This is a genomic window from Paenibacillus phocaeensis, assembly GCF_900021165.1.
Classification (GTDB): Bacteria; Bacillota; Bacilli; order Paenibacillales; family Paenibacillaceae; genus Fontibacillus; species Fontibacillus phocaensis.
This window is the reverse complement of sequence record NZ_FCOQ01000033.1, coordinates 55,911-72,549: the sequence shown is the minus strand read 5'-3', so window position 1 is coordinate 72,549 and position 16,639 is coordinate 55,911. Positions and strand designations below refer to the sequence as shown.

The 16,639-nt window shown below is 52.1% G+C and carries 15 protein-coding genes and 2 pseudogenes; 3 read left to right on the top strand and 14 right to left on the bottom strand.

Going from position 1 to position 16,639, the window contains the following annotated elements; translation table 11 throughout:
• Positions 1-177: 177 nt before the first annotated feature.
• The 4 genes from BN3795_RS21630 to BN3795_RS21615 form a co-directional block, all read right to left on the bottom strand.
• The gene (locus tag BN3795_RS21630) at positions 178-1,071 is read right to left on the bottom strand and encodes a spermine/spermidine synthase domain-containing protein (RefSeq protein WP_232730004.1); all 894 of its coding nucleotides are present in this window, start codon (positions 1,069-1,071) and stop codon (positions 178-180) included.
• Positions 1,071-1,637, bottom strand: a complete 567-nt coding sequence (locus tag BN3795_RS21625; RefSeq protein ID WP_068786768.1) for a DUF4256 domain-containing protein — start codon at positions 1,635-1,637, stop codon at positions 1,071-1,073. Before BN3795_RS21625 ends, BN3795_RS21630 begins: the two co-directional genes overlap by 1 nt.
• 35 nt (positions 1,638-1,672) lie before the next feature.
• A complete protein-coding gene (locus tag BN3795_RS21620) occupies positions 1,673-2,842 on the bottom strand; it encodes a DUF4317 domain-containing protein (protein WP_068786767.1) in 1,170 nt (389 codons plus the stop codon).
• A 109-nt stretch (positions 2,843-2,951) separates the two neighbouring features.
• Entirely contained in the window at positions 2,952-3,518 is a 567-nt protein-coding gene (locus tag BN3795_RS21615; RefSeq protein WP_068786766.1) for a TetR/AcrR family transcriptional regulator, read from the bottom strand.
• 152 nt (positions 3,519-3,670) lie between these two features.
• Here BN3795_RS21615 and BN3795_RS21610 point away from each other — a divergent pair, with 152 nt between their 5' ends.
• Positions 3,671-4,612: a ketopantoate reductase family protein gene (locus BN3795_RS21610; RefSeq protein WP_068786765.1), complete on the top strand. Its 942-nt coding sequence runs from the start codon at positions 3,671-3,673 to the stop codon at positions 4,610-4,612.
• On the opposite strand, the gene BN3795_RS21605 is transcribed toward BN3795_RS21610, so the two are convergent.
• A complete protein-coding gene (locus BN3795_RS21605) occupies positions 4,609-5,496 on the bottom strand; it encodes an AraC family transcriptional regulator (RefSeq protein ID WP_068786764.1) in 888 nt (295 codons plus the stop codon). The two genes, BN3795_RS21610 and BN3795_RS21605, sit on opposite strands and share 4 nt — an antisense overlap.
• A gap of 217 nt (positions 5,497-5,713) precedes the next feature.
• Between BN3795_RS21605 and BN3795_RS26270 the strand changes: the two are divergent.
• Positions 5,714-6,467 (top strand): annotated as a pseudogene (locus BN3795_RS26270) (SDR family NAD(P)-dependent oxidoreductase).
• 72 nt (positions 6,468-6,539) lie between these two features.
• Here the strand turns inward: BN3795_RS26270 and BN3795_RS21595 are convergent.
• From BN3795_RS21595 to BN3795_RS26185, 9 genes and pseudogenes are all read right to left on the bottom strand, one after another.
• Positions 6,540-7,670, bottom strand: coding sequence for a WD40 repeat domain-containing protein (locus BN3795_RS21595; RefSeq protein ID WP_068786763.1), 1,131 nt, complete (start codon positions 7,668-7,670; stop codon positions 6,540-6,542).
• 12 nt (positions 7,671-7,682) lie between these two features.
• Positions 7,683-7,862 (bottom strand): ATP-binding protein, encoded by a 180-nt coding sequence (locus tag BN3795_RS25225; protein WP_110945301.1) that lies wholly within the window; start codon positions 7,860-7,862, stop codon positions 7,683-7,685.
• Positions 7,863-7,978: 116 nt separating this feature from the next.
• A pseudogene (locus BN3795_RS26010) lies at positions 7,979-8,428 on the bottom strand (extracellular solute-binding protein); the annotation flags it as partial.
• Positions 8,429-8,846: 418 nt separating this feature from the next.
• Complete coding sequence (gene rlmD / locus BN3795_RS21585) at positions 8,847-10,304, bottom strand: 23S rRNA (uracil(1939)-C(5))-methyltransferase RlmD (RefSeq protein ID WP_068786761.1); 1,458 nt, start codon at positions 10,302-10,304, stop codon at positions 8,847-8,849.
• A 90-nt stretch (positions 10,305-10,394) separates the two neighbouring features.
• Complete coding sequence (locus tag BN3795_RS21580) at positions 10,395-10,583, bottom strand: CLC_0170 family protein (protein ID WP_068786760.1); 189 nt, start codon at positions 10,581-10,583, stop codon at positions 10,395-10,397.
• An 11-nt stretch (positions 10,584-10,594) separates the two neighbouring features.
• Positions 10,595-11,821 (bottom strand): Ger(x)C family spore germination protein, encoded by a 1,227-nt coding sequence (locus tag BN3795_RS21575; protein WP_232730003.1) that lies wholly within the window; start codon positions 11,819-11,821, stop codon positions 10,595-10,597.
• Complete coding sequence (locus BN3795_RS21570) at positions 11,811-12,911, bottom strand: GerAB/ArcD/ProY family transporter (RefSeq protein WP_068786759.1); 1,101 nt, start codon at positions 12,909-12,911, stop codon at positions 11,811-11,813. The genes BN3795_RS21575 and BN3795_RS21570 overlap by 11 nt, the downstream gene beginning before the upstream one ends.
• A complete protein-coding gene (locus BN3795_RS26190; protein WP_068786758.1) occupies positions 12,859-13,824 on the bottom strand; it encodes a spore germination protein in 966 nt (321 codons plus the stop codon). Before BN3795_RS26190 ends, BN3795_RS21570 begins: the two co-directional genes overlap by 53 nt.
• An 8-nt stretch (positions 13,825-13,832) precedes the next feature.
• Positions 13,833-14,450 carry a spore germination protein gene (locus BN3795_RS26185; RefSeq protein WP_456319979.1) on the bottom strand — a complete coding sequence of 206 codons (618 nt, stop codon included), beginning with the start codon at positions 14,448-14,450 and terminating at the stop codon, positions 13,833-13,835.
• Positions 14,451-14,796: 346 nt separating this feature from the next.
• On the opposite strand from BN3795_RS26185, the gene recQ reads away from it, so the two are divergent.
• Positions 14,797-16,629, top strand: coding sequence for a DNA helicase RecQ (gene recQ / locus BN3795_RS21555; RefSeq protein ID WP_068786756.1), 1,833 nt, complete (start codon positions 14,797-14,799; stop codon positions 16,627-16,629).
• Positions 16,630-16,639 lie beyond the last annotated feature (10 nt).

Sequence of the window (16,639 nt, the reverse complement as noted above, 5' to 3'; positions counted from 1 at the left end):
ATAAGAGCCGATTCGGGAAAAAGAGAGACGTATGAGCGGAAATCAACTGCACATATGCATTTGAAGGCCGCTGTCAGAGCCTTTTGATGAAAATCGCCTGCACTTTTGCATTTGATGGAGGGTGAGGTGTTAAGCCTCTCCCCATGCTCAAGCCGCCGAACGGATTCGGGCGCTAGGCTACTTCAAGTAACATTGAATCGATTTCTCAATCCAATACGAGAACTTCATTCCGGGATGTTGTCTTTCGATTTGCTTCATCTGAAGATACAGGGCCATCCCGTCGGAAACGTCATGCCATAAATCGGTGAAGACGTAGTCATAAGTTTCTTGGGTCAGATGGGTACGAGCAAATTCGAAGGCATCCGCATGGACGATCCGAATCTTCTCGGCCTGCTTGAACTGGGGGAGGATATGCTGTTTAAACAATTGAATCACATCCTCGTTGATCTCCACGATCGTGACGCTGTCCACATTGTCCTTCTCCGAAACCATATAGGCGTAGTAGCCAAGGCCAAGTCCAAACGTCAGGACCCGTCCAAAGGCGGCGGCGACGGGTTCCTTCATCGTTTCGATTTCGTTGGGCGTTACCGTCATCCAGATGCGTCCTTGCTCCAAAACTGCCGGATACGTAAATGCCGTCTCGAAAAATCCGATCTGCGGGATCTGCCTGCCTTCCGCCGTCAGGAGGATGTCATTGCAGACAAAGCCTTCGAACGGCTTATAAGCTTCATATTTCAATTCGCTGTTGCCGAGGCGAACGTCCGGGAGGCGGATGTTCCGGTAATACGGGTTCCGCTCGTAATCGCCGGCGTCAAGCTGATGGATCATCGGGTGAAAATAGGCTTGAAACAGCGCTTTATCCGCTTCGCTGTCGACGATATCCAGCCCGAACTTGGCGGCGAGCAGCAGCTTGAAGGCGTATTCAACCGACACGCCGCTCTGGGCGATCTCGGCAATCTCAGCGGCCTGAATGAGATCGGGCGCATGGTTCAAGTAACTGCTCAGCAAGGCAAACAGCATGCCATTCTCTTCATGGACAGGCCTCTTAAAGCCCTTCGCTTCTTCCATCATCAGACCTTGAGCATGCCGCGGAAGCCTCTCACGCCGTAGTAAGATTCCGCGCCATTGTGGTAAACAAAGACCGTATCGTAACGGCGGTCGCAGAAGAGGGCGCCGCCGAGCTTGCGGATGGAAGGCGGGGTTTGGACCCAGCTTGACGTTTTCGTATCGAAAGCGCCCAGCTTCTGCAGCTCCCGGTATTGCGCTTCCGTTAACAGCTCAATGCCCATGGCGTCCGCCATATTCATCGCGCTGTCCGCCGGCTTATGCTGCTTTCTCGACTCCAGCGCTGCATGGTCGTAACAGATGCTTCTGCGGCCCTTAGGCGTTTCCGCCGAGCAGTCGAAGAATAGAAATTCCCCCGTTTGCTCCTCTTGCGCAACCACATCCGGCTCGCCGCCGGTCCGTTCCATTTCATGGAGCGACCACAGCTTCTCCGGCTGAGCCTCCAACTTGGCTTGGATCGGGGCCCATTCCAACCCGGGGTGGCGGGTCATGTTCTTCTCGAATCGTTCCTTCAAGGCATGGAGCAGCTCTTCACGTTGTTCCGGCAATAAGCCAATTTGTTCTTTACTCATCATGAAGCCTCCTTGGCGTTATGGATGCTAAACTCCTACAGTTCTTCCGTGTTAAGCGTAAATCCTTCAATCACCGCATCTTCGTCAACCTCGATCAGGATGCATCGCTTGCCGTGATAATTCACCTGCTTCACGTACTTTAAGTCCTGCGGGCTGACCGAAATCGTGGCCACCTTCGTATCGATCTTGATCGACTTGGAAGTGAATTTCGGCACGACGCTGCTTGCTTTGAGCTCATAGTTCTTGTCGTCGACCACCGTTTGGTATGCCCACTCCACCTTTTCCGTCGTTACGTTCTCCACGCCGCTTGCCGTCAGCACACGCTCGACGTCTTTGTAATCCAGCTTCGGCGGTTCTTCTTCCTCGTGGGTTTCGATCACCTGCTGAATTTCTTCGTATACGCTCGCAATCGTGGAGGCGTCAAGCTGATCCCCGGCGATTTCCTTGACGATCTCCTCGAAGATCGCTCTCTCTTCCAGGGCGGTTACGGTCTTCTCGGCATTCAGAACCTGATCGATAAAATGCTGATTCGGATCGTTGACTTTGCCCGCGCAATACAGCACCCGGTTCACATCGGAGAACCCGTCCGTTACGCTAGGGTAGAAGAAACCTTGCTCCGGCGTACGCAGCTTGATGATCGGATCGACGATGACGTTGTATTTGAATTCGCGTTCGACATAGTCGAACATGAGCGTTTTGCGCTGCGGTTCCGTGGAATTGATGCTGCATAAAATAAACGGGTTCGCGAACATCTCGTCGTTTTCGCTCTCCTCGGCTTCCTCGTTGCGTTCCTGGGTTGGCTTGTAGTATTGACCGCGAACGAAGGTGATCACCGTATCCCGTTCGTATTTCGTATCCTCCAGCATCTTCTCGACCAAGAGGAGCATCAGCTCATGCCATTCCTCGGCATCCCCGGTGACTAGCGCTTGATGGAGGAGCGCCTGCGACGGCTTGTCCGATTCCGGCTGCTCCTGGAACTTTAACTCGAACAGCTTCTGGTCCAATTCCCCAGCGAGCAGCTTCTTGAAATTGCCCATATGCAGCTCTTGCTTCTCCCGCTCCAGGAGCTCGAACGGCGTACGTTCAAAATGATAGATTTCATTCGTTTCCTTCATAATATAGACATTAAGGATGTCGTAAATGCTCAGTCTTTCATGATCCAACTTGAACTGTTTGCGGATATAAGCGACTTCTTTCTTTATCAAGATAATTCCCCTTTGCAAGAAATCAATATTTGCATTGTACTACAATGCACGTCAACTGTCATGATACGCAAAAAACCTTTGGGGGAATCGAGAAAGCAGGTTCACGGTTTTAAACTTTCCTTTGTATCTGCACATGGTACGGTTTTATCCCGTTGGCGAATAGGCTATCGATCAGCTTGACCAATTCTTCCGACGACAAATCTTTGTCGTTGCGTATCCACAGGCGAAACAAAGAGATTAGCGTTGATATGTAAAACTCAATCAGGTACGACGCCAAGAGTTCAGTGGTTGGAAGGTCCACAATCAATTTTTCAAAGGGAATTTCTCGCTTCAGGCGCTCAACAAAATGAACCGAACCATAGTCACCCAAAAGGGCTTTTAGGACCGAAATTTCTTCTGTATCCTCCAAGCACTGAAGCGCGTCCTGGAAAGTATGCGTAGAAAACTCCCTGCTTGCGATTTCCTCCTTAATGGATTTCAAAACCTTCTCTTCCACGTAGTTCAGCAAATCATAGATATCTGTAAAGTATTGATAAAAGGTGCTGCGATTATATCCTGATCGGTTGGCGATCTCTTGAATCGATATTTTTTCAATAGGCTTTTGACTATATAAATCACAGAACACATTGACAAAGGTTTGCCTTGTTTTGTCCGTCAGTTCAGGCTGTTTCTTCATGTTTGGCCTCCATTGCCGGTTCAATCGGATGATCCGACAGATATTAAAAATCTGGTGGTTGATGACCGTATCGGGAATACATACAATATCATTATACAACACGTTGTTGGATCATCAACAAGGATGATCCACTATTTTTTAAGGGGGCTAACATGCGAATTTTATTCTTCGGCAGAGGTTTAATATCGACCCAATATGCGTGGGCTTTTGAACAGGCAGGGCATACCGTGGAGTTTTACGTTAGGAAAGGGAGAACAGAAACCTACGGAAGCAGTATAGAGCTTGAAATGTGGGATGGACGAAAAGGGAAAAAGCTCATCAAAGAAAGCTGGAACATCAAACTTCATGAGGAAATCCTTCCCCAGTATGACCTCATTATTGCGAGCGTCAACACGGAACAGCTTCCGGGAGCGGCACAATTGCTGGCAACGGCTGCGGGCCATACTCCGATCCTCATATTCAATAACATCTGGCAAGACTTGAAATCATCGATCGCACCCTTGTCTATGAATAAGGTTGTCTTCGGTTTCCCCGGAGCAGGGGGCGGCATCGCGGACAATCGGCTTAGAGGCGGCTTTTTGAAAATGGTATTCCTGGAAAAACCACGGGCAGGCACGGAACAGATTAACAACAAGATCAAAGAACTATTTGAAAGTGCCCATTTTAGAATTAGCTGGATCAAGGATATGCAAAACTGGCTATGGAACCACTTTGCCATGAATGCGGCTATGGAGACGGAGGTGATCAGACGGGGGAGCTTTCCAGCGGTAATGAACCATCGCGACTCTTTTTCCAATGTTGGGCTGAATATGAGGGAAATGATCCCTGTACTGAAAGCAAGAGGTGGAAAGCCGGATGCCATTTCTCTCCTGCTGACTAAAGTTCCTCCGGGACTTCTGGGCATCTTGTTTAACAAGGTCATTTTTGCAAAAGGCAGCTTGGCGCGGCTTTTCATGGAACACAACAACAGCAAAGCAGGTTTTGCGATACTTGAAGTTGTAAGAGAAGCCCAAAAGGCAGGCATTCCTTTGCCACGGCTTACAGCGGCACTTGAAAACAGTGAATATCACAACGCTATTCTGCCAACTATCTAGCCCCTCGTGCTTTCGATTCGTCTTAGGTTCTCAGTGTCCCGGGCTGGAGATGAACCGAAGAAGCGAGAGTACTCGCGATTAAACTGTGAGGGGCTTTGATAACCAACTTGATATGCGGCACTTGCTACTGGATAGCCCTCGAATGCTATGAGGTTTCTAGCCTCCAGAAGCCTTAATTGCTTTTGAAATTGAATTGGACTTAAACCCGTTGCCCTTTTGAACTGACGGTGAAAAGTATTTACAGCCATACCAGATTTTGATGCTATCTCGCCAATATCTATTGGCCTCATAAAGTTATCACGAAACCACTGAACAATATCGGACATTTTCGATAAATTACTTTCCCGCAGACCAAGCTGTCTCAGATACCACCCTTGTGGTCCCATTAGAACGCGATATAAGATTTCACGCTCATAAGCCGGTGCAAGAGCCGGAATATCTTTTGGTGTTTTCGATAATCGTATTAAGCGCAGCCATGCCTCCATAAATTCAATGTCCATTTCACAAGCTGCGAAATGCTTGGAAGCTGTCGGTAATAGATCTTCAGGAAGATCTCTTAATAAACTTTGTAGAACATTCTGATTCAACTTGAGACCAAGGGACATGTAAGGACGGCCATGACGGTCCGGATGTACGCTTGCCGTTGCAGGAACATGCACGGGCAACACGTAATATGACGGCCCTTTCAGATCAGTGTTATGTCCCCCGATTGAAAGAATCTTTGTTCCTTGAACCGTAAAACCAATCATCGGCTCGTAGAGCGCTGCAAGCTGATGAGCGGGGATATCTCCCTTAATCATACTTAGCCCCGGTACTCCGGTTTCAGTCTGTCGAGTTCCTGCGTCTTTCATTAGATCAATAATTTCATCAAGGACGTTATTCATGCGCTTATCTTATCATACGATTTCATATCCCTCAACACAGTTCTAAGATTCTTTGATATTTTTAGGCTATTTGCTCAACAAATATAAAGGGTGTTCCGGGTTCGTCGAAAAGTAAGGTGGTGTTTTTAGGCAATCAAAAGGCATTATTAGGTCTATATTTCTTCAATAGATACAACTAAAATTGAAGCCAGAACGAACACCAAACAAGGAGGATCTTATGAAAATTGCAATTGTAACAGGTGGAAGTAATGGCATTGGGAAAGCGACGGCGCTTGAGCTTGGCAAGCGCGGAATTAGCGTCATTCTCACATACAATTCCTATAAGGACCGGGCAGAAGCTGTCGTTAAAGAAATTGAGAAGAATCAAGGCGTTCGGGCATATGCGCTGAAGCTGGATTTGACTCAAATATCAACATTCGAAGGTTTTGTTCTAGAAGTGAAAAAGAGCCTCCTGGACATTTGGAACAGAACGACTTTTGATTACCTAGTTAATAATGGCGGGGTCGGGGCCAATGATGTTAACTGAGATGAGCCATGAATACTTCGACAAGATCCTTAATACGAACTTCAAAGGACCGATTTTTTTATCCCAACAACTTGTCGAATTCATGGAGGATGCGGGAGCTATTGTAAATACCACGAGTTCATCCAAAAACCAGTCATTTCCGGGGTACTCCGTCTACGGCTCGTTAAAAGCAGCATTCTCAACCTGGACCCGTTACATCGCCAAAGAACTTGCACCTCGCCAAATTCGGGTCAATGCCATCTCGCCCGGTCCTACGCACAGCAATTTTGGCGATGGAGCATTCGATAAACATCCTGAATTCATCAAGCCGCTGGCTGAGCAATCTGTATTTGGCAGAATCGGCCAACCCGAAGATATGGCGAAGGTCATTGTAAACTTATTGTCCGATGATTTCGGCTGGGTTACAGCCCAGGATATCGAAGTGTCCGGCGGACATTTACTTTAAGAAAGCTATGTTCCGCAGGTCATTTGGCGAGATTCTCGGGATTCGCCTGCCTATTGCTCGGCCCGTTCATCTCTAGTAGCTTCCTTTGAATTCAATGACCAGACTCTGGTACTTCATCTGTGTATATTGATTTAACTTTGCCTGCTCTTTTAGAGTTGAACCGATGATCAGCAATTTACCGTTGTCCGGGCTCCAAACCATTTGGTAGGGTACGATTCCCTTATAGATTTGTTTCATATTCAACACATTGTTGCCGTATATACTGCCGGCATAAACCGCATCGCCGTCGTCCTGTGTATAGGCAATAAATTTGCGGTCACTCGACAGGCGGAATTGTTTGATATCGTTCAGCAAAACCGAAAGGGCATTATTGCGCTGATCGTAAGCATACAACATTCCGTCTGTCCCAACAAAGGCGATTTGTTCTTGATGAATCCATTCTACCCCGTCTTCATTGCTTATGGGATGACAGTATTGGCTGATGAATTTATTTCCCTTCAATTCACCCAATTCCAGCACAGAGTCTTGATCCATTCGCTTGACAATGACTGCGGTCTCGCCATCATCCGAAACATAAACCGAGGAGACGAGTTCATTCTCATGCGCAAGCGGAAGAGAGTACCCTCTTGCGCTTCCTTCTATCGTATCGTAGACATGCAGCTGAATAGTCTTTTCCACCTCGTTGTCAGTTGTATAACAGAGGAAGCGGCCGTTGCTTGACCACGATATCCGTGCATTTAAGAGTTGCTTGTTTTTAGTGGTTTCAATGCGTAGATTCCCGCTGTTATCAAGAGAATGCAAGTTTAGTTGCAATACGTTGCCGGTCAGACTTATATAAGCGACCTTTCGCCGATCTGGCGAAATGACGAGGCTGTTCTGGGGATAGGTGAATACGTCTATATCCGACAATTTCTGGCGGGAAGTATATGGCTGGCTCACTCGATCCAAACGAGACCGGGACGGATACTCGGGCGTAAATGCGAGCAGCGCATCGGCGTCGATCCATCCAATCGGATAGATGTCTTCCCCTTGTCCATCCAGTACGAAATAGGTCGTTTGCACCGTAAAAGGCGAAGCTTCTTCGCCAGACGGCTGCTGCTCCGCATCATTCAAAATAATGGTTTCCGTTCGCGGCGCTCCCAAGCAGCCGGTCAGCAAGAAGCAGACAGCAAGTAATGCACACAAGCAGAGTTGTCTTTTCATCGTCATCCCCTCTTAAGCTTTCGCGAGCGGAAAGTCCATATCCACATGCGTATGCCCTTTATCGCTTAATATCCGAATGCGGCCCCGGTGCTCATCCACAATGCCTTTGCATATGCTGAGACCGAGTCCGACACTTGCCGAATCCGTGTTGGCCTGTCCTGCCCGATAATAAGGTTCAAAGATTTTCTCCAAATGGTCTGCGCCATAAGAAGAGGGTAGCTGGTACTGACCCTATCGAACAACAAAACTTCCGGTGCTTTTGTAACAAGCGCGTACTTGTTGCCTTCCAATTGGGATAGCGCCTTTCCTGTGTCGATGAATTGATTCCAGGTCCAGGTTTTGTCGTCAAATTTCACGCCTGACTTCTCCAATGCATCCTGATCTCCCAACCATGCGGACAAGGAGAACGATAACGGCACGGCATACAAACCGCCATCGCTTTCTTTCAAATTGTTCAATATGTTCTGGAAATATTGCTCTGTCGGGAATGCAGGGTCACTGCTCATCATTCGGCCCACATCCGCGAGCAAACCTTTACCGACATATTTACTTGAGGGCAAGTTGTCCATCACAACCATGTCGGGGCCTTCGCCCTTCAGAAAATCCGCAATCAAGGTGGATTGAAATTGCTCCTCCTTAACTCCGGAAACGTCTTCGCTTCCATTTTTAATGGTGTATCTCAAATCAATCTTAGTATTCGGGTGCTTTTTCTCGTAAGCATTCTTCGCATCCTGAAGGTAGGGATCGTATTTATACATGGTGAAAACAAGGGTGCTCTGTTTGTTAGGATCCGGTGGGGGCATTGCTGTCGGGTGTTCCGGATTTGCCGGAGCCTCCGTTTGCGTTCCCTGCAATCCCTGTCCTCCAGTTCCGCTGCTATTCCCCGCACGGTTGTTGCCGCTGCACCCGGCCATCACAACGATAAGCAGGCAGGTTATCAGTACAATCATTCTTTTCATTTTTGTCATCGTGATTTTTTCCTTTCTGGATCATTCTGATTGATACTCTTTCGAGTATAGAGGACACATGTCAATACGAGCCGTCTAACTTGTAAACAAAATGTCTCCGCGAGGCCATTTTCGAAACGCAAAAAGACACGGAAGAACAATTCCGTGCCTTTCAAAAGCAAATCAAGTTATTTGCAAAACTGAACATAAATGAATTATTGCAGGGGGCTTAATCGTTAGCCCCTTTCCATTTTAGCAACACTGTACACTCTACATGACTCGTCTGCGGGAACATGTCTACCGGCTGAACCCATTCGATGGCGTAACCGCCGTCCAGCAGCACTTTGCAATCCTTCGCCAAGGTAGACGGGTTGCAGGAGACATAGACAAAATGCTTGGGCTTGGTTTTCAGCACCGCTTCGAGGAAGCGGGGATCGAGGCCGGTACGCGGCGGGTCGGCAACGATGACGTCCGGCTTGAATCCGGACTTCACCCAGCGGGGAAGAAGCTCCTCGGCAGCCCCCGCGTAGAACGCGGCGTTGCTTCGCCCGTTGCGTGCGGCATTGGCCTTGGCATCCTCCACGGCTTCGGGAATCGACTCGATGCCGCGGACTTCCTTGGCGTAAGGGGCCAGCCACAATCCGATTGTGCCGGTGCCGCAATACGCGTCGACGACCGTTTCCCGGCCGGTTAAACCGGCAGCCGCACGGACGGATTCGTACAGCTTGATCGTCTGCAGCGGATTCAGTTGGAAGAAGGCGCGGGGAGATAAGGTGAATTCCAGGTCGCCCAGCGATTCCTGAATGCTGTCCGCTCCCCAGAGAATCTCCGTCCGGTTGCCGAACACAAGCGAGGTGTTCTTCGGATTCACGTTCATCGCCAGACTGGTCAACTCCGGCATGGCCAGTCGCAGCTCCTTAATCAACTCTTCCCGGCGCGGCAGCTTGTCGCTGGCGGTCACGAGCGTGACCTGGAGTTGACCGGACTGGTAGCCGACGCGGACGACGATCGTGCGGACGAGCCCTTGGCTACTCTTCTCCTTATAAACTGGAATCCCCAGGCGCTGCAGCACGTTTCGCGTCTTGTCCACCGCTTCGTTCACCTTCGGATGCTGGATCGGACAGCCGGTTATATCGATCAGCTTGTGGGAGTCGGCCGCATACAGACCGGCGATCATGCCTTCCTGGGCCATGCCTAATTGAAGCTGCGCTTTATTGCGGTACCCCCAGGGATGGTCCATGCCGAGCATCGGTTTGAGGCGCACGTCCTGCAGGCCTGCATAACGCGAGAACGCCTCGCGGAGGAGGTCTTCTTTGCCGGCGAGTTGTCCCTCATAGGACATGTGCTGGATTTGGCAGCCGCCGCAAATGCCGAACACCGGGCAAGGCGCATCAACTCGATGCGGAGAGCGCTTCTCGATTTCCCGAATTGCGGCGGTAATGAATTTATTCTCTACGCGGGTGACTTCCGCTTTAATGACTTCGCCGGGAATTCCCCCTTCGACGAAAACGGCTTTGCGCCGGTAATAACCAACGCCCTCGCCATTAATGCCCAGCCGCTTGATCGTGACGACAATGCGGTCGCCGGAACGCACCTCATCGGCCTGTTCCCGCTTGGCGATGGCGGGCTTAGGCCGTGCCTGCATTTTGTTTCCCGGGCGGCTCCCGGAATTTTTGCGTTCTTTCATGAATCCTGATTCTCCATCCTAATGAGGTTTGTACTAGACTCAATATACCATGTGTAACCCGGCGGTACCATAACCGGCCTTGGCCAAAGCCTACAGTTCCAGCAGCAGATAAGCCAGAAAAGAGGCACCCGCCAGGGACAGCTGGGTCCACCCGAGAATCCGGGCTAATGTCCGCTCCTTATCCATGTGCTGGATCTTGTAGATCAAGCTGTCTACCAGAAGCAAGATCAGGCCGGACACCAGGAACAGGGCAGAGGTATAAGCGAGCGCGCGAATCATGACAATCCCTCCTACTTTGCTTTTAAGCCGGTTCGGCGAATGGTTATGTTCATGTGGATGGATAACGGGAGATCCGCGTACATGCGTTCCCAGTCCCTTTTCTCATGGATATTTCGTTTCCAGAAGCCGGGGTGGAGGGCCCTTACGTATTCGCCGAAACCAAAAATATCGGATTGGTCGCGCTGGGTTTGCTTCAATAACTTTTGGATCACGGCCGTCGCTTTCTGATCAAACACTTCCTCAATCCGGTCGATCTCCTGCTCGGAGTTCATGTCTTGTCCCGAGTCGTAGTGCTCGTCCAGCAATCCTTCTACGTGCATATTAAGGTAGACATGGGGTTTCCCCTCTTCGATGCGAACATCGGTTGTGGCGTGCCGCTCCGTAATTTTGACCACAACATAACCTTGTCCGGGAATCGGCAACAAGACGGAGTATCCCCCGGGATTAAACCCTTTGATCGCCATGTATCCCCCGATTTCAATCGCACTGCAGGTTCCGACAAGCCGCCCCCCGCTGAAATAGGCTAAACCTTCGATGAGGATATTCTCCTCGCCGTGAATGGTCACGTAAGGTAAATACCCGTCCTGGCCCCAATTTGATTCTTCAATCCAGAATTCCCCTAGATAATTGGGCGGCAATTTCCCCATATTCACGGCTTTCTCTACCATAGCTTGAAGGTATAGCGTCGGCACACGTTCGAGCGGGGGGGCCACCTTCATGAGCTCGGCGGCTTCATGTTCGGAGACGAGCAGCCAAGTGCGTCGGCGCACTTCCGGATTCCGCCGCAGATAATCGCTTAATTCGTCCAGTCCGTCCCGGGCTACCCCCTTGCTGATCACGATGACCCGCAAGTGAATGAGATATTTGGGATCGGCAATTTCCTGCTGCAGATTATTGAGCGCATCGTCCAGGCTGTGCCCGTAAACCTGAACAACCCAAACCGGACTCTCCCCATCGTTGCCGCTTCCCATACCCCCGCCGCTGGGGCCAAGGGGAACCCGGCCGGGAACCGCGATTTGGGCTGTGACGCGAAGCATCCTTTTCGGCAGCTTTTCCGTCGTGTCATGCGTGACCAACGGCTCCTTCTTCACACTTTCGGGAGGTGCCTCATCAATGGCCAGGCCAAGCACGAGGGCACGGTTCTCAATTTCGACCTGATCCCAGCAGCCCGTGAGTTGAAGCGCCATGGCTAAACTTAGCCATCCAAGCATCCAACGCTTGAGTGGTTTAGGATCCATGCGGCGACACCCCCTTGCGCCGGATGACCGATACGACCCACAGAAGAAGCGCGTAGCCGGTCAGAAACAAATAGCCGGCTCCGTCGGTGATACGGGAAATGGCGTACAGTTGGAACTGATCTTGCGGAAGCAGGGAAACGCCAAACGAGAAGGGAATCAGCAACGTCGTCACGAGACGGTGGTCCTTGAGCTTGAACAGATGGCTTAAGGACACAGAAGTCAGGTAGTAACTGGAAAACAAGGTTGTGTATACGTTAACGACCCACAGGATAATGAAGATCGCGTCCAACCGCTCGATCACATCGCCGCCAAACGCAATGGAACGCGCCATTTCCAGCGTCGGATAAGACAGCAGGAGGGTCTCCTGCACACCGAAAATGCCGATTGTCGTCAGGACCAGCAACAGGTACAAGCCCCCGCTGACCCCAATGCCCAGCATGGCTCCCCGGAGTGCTCGCCGCGGCTTCTCCGTCACTGGCAGCAGAATCGTGATGATAAAGGAGCCCAGGTAGAGGGAGGCCGGAAAGATCAGCGACGGCAGCCATTTTGGTGTTGTATTGCCGAGCAGGGGGAGCAGATTTAAAGGCTCTAACGCTTTGGTGGATACCAGGATGACGAACAGAAAGGGCAGCATCACGAAGGGCCAATAAAACAAGTGAATATAGGTGAATTTCACCCGATCCCTCCGGCAGGACAGAGCCACTAGGATCACGATCATCAGGCTGCTTACTTCAATGGGGGTGCTCCGGAAGACAACGGTAGTCAGCACCTCGCCGAACTGGCGAAACAACATGGCCGAAGTGATGAAGAAGCAAGCCATCACCAGGAAGTTAGCGAAGAGGGCCGGCACTTTCCCGATGACGGTCTGGCTGTACTCAAATAAATTCTGATCGCTGAACCGTTGGCTAACCCGGGTGAAGACGAACAGACTGAAGGCAGCGCAGCAGGTCCCCGCCATTGTCATGAGCGGCGCGCTAGTCCCGGACACCTCGGCGATGATTCGGGGAAGGGTTAACACATAGGGCCCGAAAACGGTGCTACTGATGACGAAGGCCAGTTGAATCGTGCTGATTTTCTTCAGGGTTGGCATCGGTTTTATCCTCCGGCTGAAAGATCTTATCAAAATTCGCTTGGAACGTGCCTTCGGCGCGTCGTGTATCATCTACAGCGTTGATGTAGCTTGGGCGTTTCCCCATCCACCACAGGGGGGCCCGAATCAGGGTATCCATGAAACCTGCTTGTTTCGTCAGGATGGATTGCAGGAAAGGTACCCCGAACGACTCCAGATATAATAAATGGTTGACGATGAATATACTGCCGATCATTACCCCGTATAGTCCAAATAATCCGGCCAGCACAATCAGCGGAAAGCGCAGCATTCGCATGGCGATGGCCGCATTATAGGCCGGGGTTGCAAAAGAGCCGATCGTCGTCAGGGCGACAATCACCACGGTAATCGGGCTCGATAGTCCAGCGGAAACGGCAGCTTGTCCGATGACGAGAACGCCAACGATGGACAGCGCGCCGCCAATCATTTGCGGCAGGCGTATGGTGGCTTCTCGCAGCACTTCCATCGATGCTTCCATAATCAGCACCTCCAGCATGGCGGGGAAGGGAACCCCCGCGCGTCCCCCGGATATCGCTACCGCAAAGTCGGTAGGCAGAAGTTCGGGATTATAGGAGATGACCGATACATACAGGGACGGGAAAAACACAGAGAAAATCAAGGCGATCAGCCGGACAAACCGCAGCAGGCTGGCGATCAGGAACCGTTCGGAATAGTCGTCGATGGTTTGAAAAAACTGGTCGAACAAAGCCGGAACAATCAGCGCAAAGGAGGAGCCGTCCACCAGAATGGCGACCCTTCCTTCGAGCAGGGCGGCGACGGTTTTGTCTGCCCGTTCCGTATTTTGAATTTGCGGAAACGGCGAGATCGGTTGATCCTCGATGAACTGCTCGATGTAACCGGCGTCGATGATACCGTCGATATCGATCTTGGACAACCGCCGCATCACCTCGCTGACCAGNCGATGTACCCGGCTTCGATGATCCCGTCGATATCGATCTTGGACAACCGCCGCATCACCTCGCTGACCAGATCCGGATTGGCGATGCCCTCGATGTAGCAGACGGCGGCTGTCGATTTCGTGCGGGCGCCGAGCTCGCCCGTTTGGATGATCAGATCGGCGGTTTGCAGCCGATAGCGGATCAGCGACAGATTCGTATCCAGCTGTTCGATGAATCCATCGCGCGAACCGCGGATGACCTGCTCCGTTTGCGGCTGGTCAATCGACCGTTTCTCGATTTGGCGAGTGTCGAGGGTCAGCGCTTCGGCATAACCGTCGATGAGCAGCAGGGTCTGTCCCTTCACCAGCGAATCCAGCAGGATGCTCCAATCGGAGCTGCGCAGTCCGAAGTTTGCGTGCACCCGTTCCAGATACACCCAGGCAAACGGATCCGCCGGCTCACCCCCCGTCTCCTGCTCGAAGAAACTTAACGAGCCTTGCAATTGGGCGACGATCCCTTCTTGAATCAATCGTTGGTCCGTCAGCGACGAGAGGAACAGCAATGCGGCACTGCGCGGGCCCACCTGCACCCGGCGGATCACCAAATCCGCGTAGTTCTTCATTTGGCTCTGCATCCGCCGCAAATTGCTGTCCAAATCGGCCTCAAGCTGCCGCGGCCACCCCCTGCTGCCGGACGGGCTGCCCGGGGAGGACGGCGATTTGGAGGGGGATGACGGATGTTTTTTCTTGAATGCTTCATAATTGGCTTTCCAATCCAGCAACCTTTTCGCCTCCGATCTTATGCGGATGAGGATATAGAGAGTGTTGGTCTTTTTGGAAAAGTTTATGTAGCCGTTGCCACGGTTGCCCATTTTCCCAAAGCCCGGTAAACTTAAGAGTGCATAGAGCCGGTCAGTCCCGGATCCCGGGAGGACGACGGCCTAATGGGAAGTTAGGAGATATGTCGAAATGAGCACGGAAGTCCTTACAATGGAACATGCGCAGCAACTGCTGCAGAAATATTACGGGTATCCCGATTTCCGCGAGGGGCAGCGGCGGATCGTCGAGAGCGTGCTCTCCGGTGCGGACACGCTGGGAATTATGCCGACGGGCGGCGGGAAATCGATCTGCTACCAAATTCCGGCCTTGATGCTGCCGGGGCTGACGCTGGTGGTGTCCCCGCTGATCTCGTTGATGAAGGATCAGGTGGATGCGCTCACGGCGATGGGGGTCTCCGCGGCTTACATTAACAGCACGCTGTCGGGCAAGGAAGTGAACGACCGCATTCGGGCGGCGCGCCGCGGCGAGATTAAGCTGCTCTATGTCGCGCCGGAGCGGCTGGAGCTGGACTGGTTCCGCGAGGAGATGGGCGGATTGACCATCTCCTGCGTCGCCGTTGACGAAGCGCACTGTGTCTCGCAGTGGGGACATGACTTCCGGACAAGCTATCTGGCCGTCTCTCCGTTTGTGGAGTCGCTGCCCCGGCGGCCGATTCTGGCGGCCTTTACGGCCACGGCAACGCCGGAGGTCATGGACGATATGGTCCGTCTGCTGCGCCTGGCGGAGCCGTCCGTGTTCGTCACCGGACTCGGCCGGGACAACCTGGCGATGTCGGTGCTGCGCGGCGAGAATAAGCGCGAATTCGTCCTGAATTACGCGAATACGCATGCCCATCAGCCCGGCATCGTCTACGCCGCGACCCGCAAGGAGGTCGACGATCTGTACGAGCGGCTGCGCCGCGCCGGTATTCCGGCCGGCCGTTACCACGCCGGCTTGTCCGACAAGGAGCGGGAGGAGAGCCAGGAGGCTTTTCTCTATGACGATATTCGGGTGATGGTAGCGACAAATGCCTTCGGCATGGGGATCGACAAGTCTAACGTTCGTTACGTCATCCATTACAATATGCCTAAGAATATGGAAGCTTACGTGCAGGAAGCCGGCCGGGCCGGGCGGGACGGTGAGCCCAGCGAATGTATCCTGCTGTTCAGTCCGCAGGACATCATGACGCAGAAGTTCCTGATTGAGCAGAACCCGCAGGACGGGGACCGCAAACGCAACGAATACCGCAAGCTGCAGCAGATGATTGAATACTGCTACCAGACCCGCTGCCTGCGCTGGGCGATGCTGGATTACTTCGGCGAAGCTCATGACCATACGCCTTGCGGCATTTGCAGCTCCTGCCGGGACGAGCGGGAGCTTGTCGATATGACACGCGATGCGCAAATCGTCTTCTCCTGTATTCACCGGATGCGGGAGCGGTTTGGCGTATCGCTGGTCGCCTCGGTGCTGAAGGGATCGCAGAACAAGAAGGTGCTGCAATACGGATTTGAGCAATTGCCAACCTACGGCATGCTGCGTACGCGGACGGAGAAGGAGATCTCCGAGCTGATTAACGTGTTTATCGCCGAGGGGTACTTGGCCCTGTCGGAAGGCCAATACCCGGTCGTCCGGCTGCAGCCGCTGGCCGTCGAGGTGCTGAAGAGCCGTCACCAGGTGATGCTGCGCGCGCCGGAACCGACGGCTGCCTCCAAAGCGTCTGCAGGCTCGCGGCGACGCGGGTACGACGAAGGCCCGTCCGCCGTCAACGAGACGGTGTTCGAACAGCTGCGCCTGATCCGCCGGGATTTGGCCGAGAAGGAGCATGTGCCTTCTTATATTATTTTCAACGATGCAACGCTGCGCGAAATGAGCGTGGTCTGTCCAACCCGCGAAGCGGATATGCTGAGAATCAAAGGCGTTGGCGAAGTGAAATACCGGAAATACGGAAAGCCGTTCCTGGAGTTTTTTCAAAATATGGAGTAGGGTTGTGAGC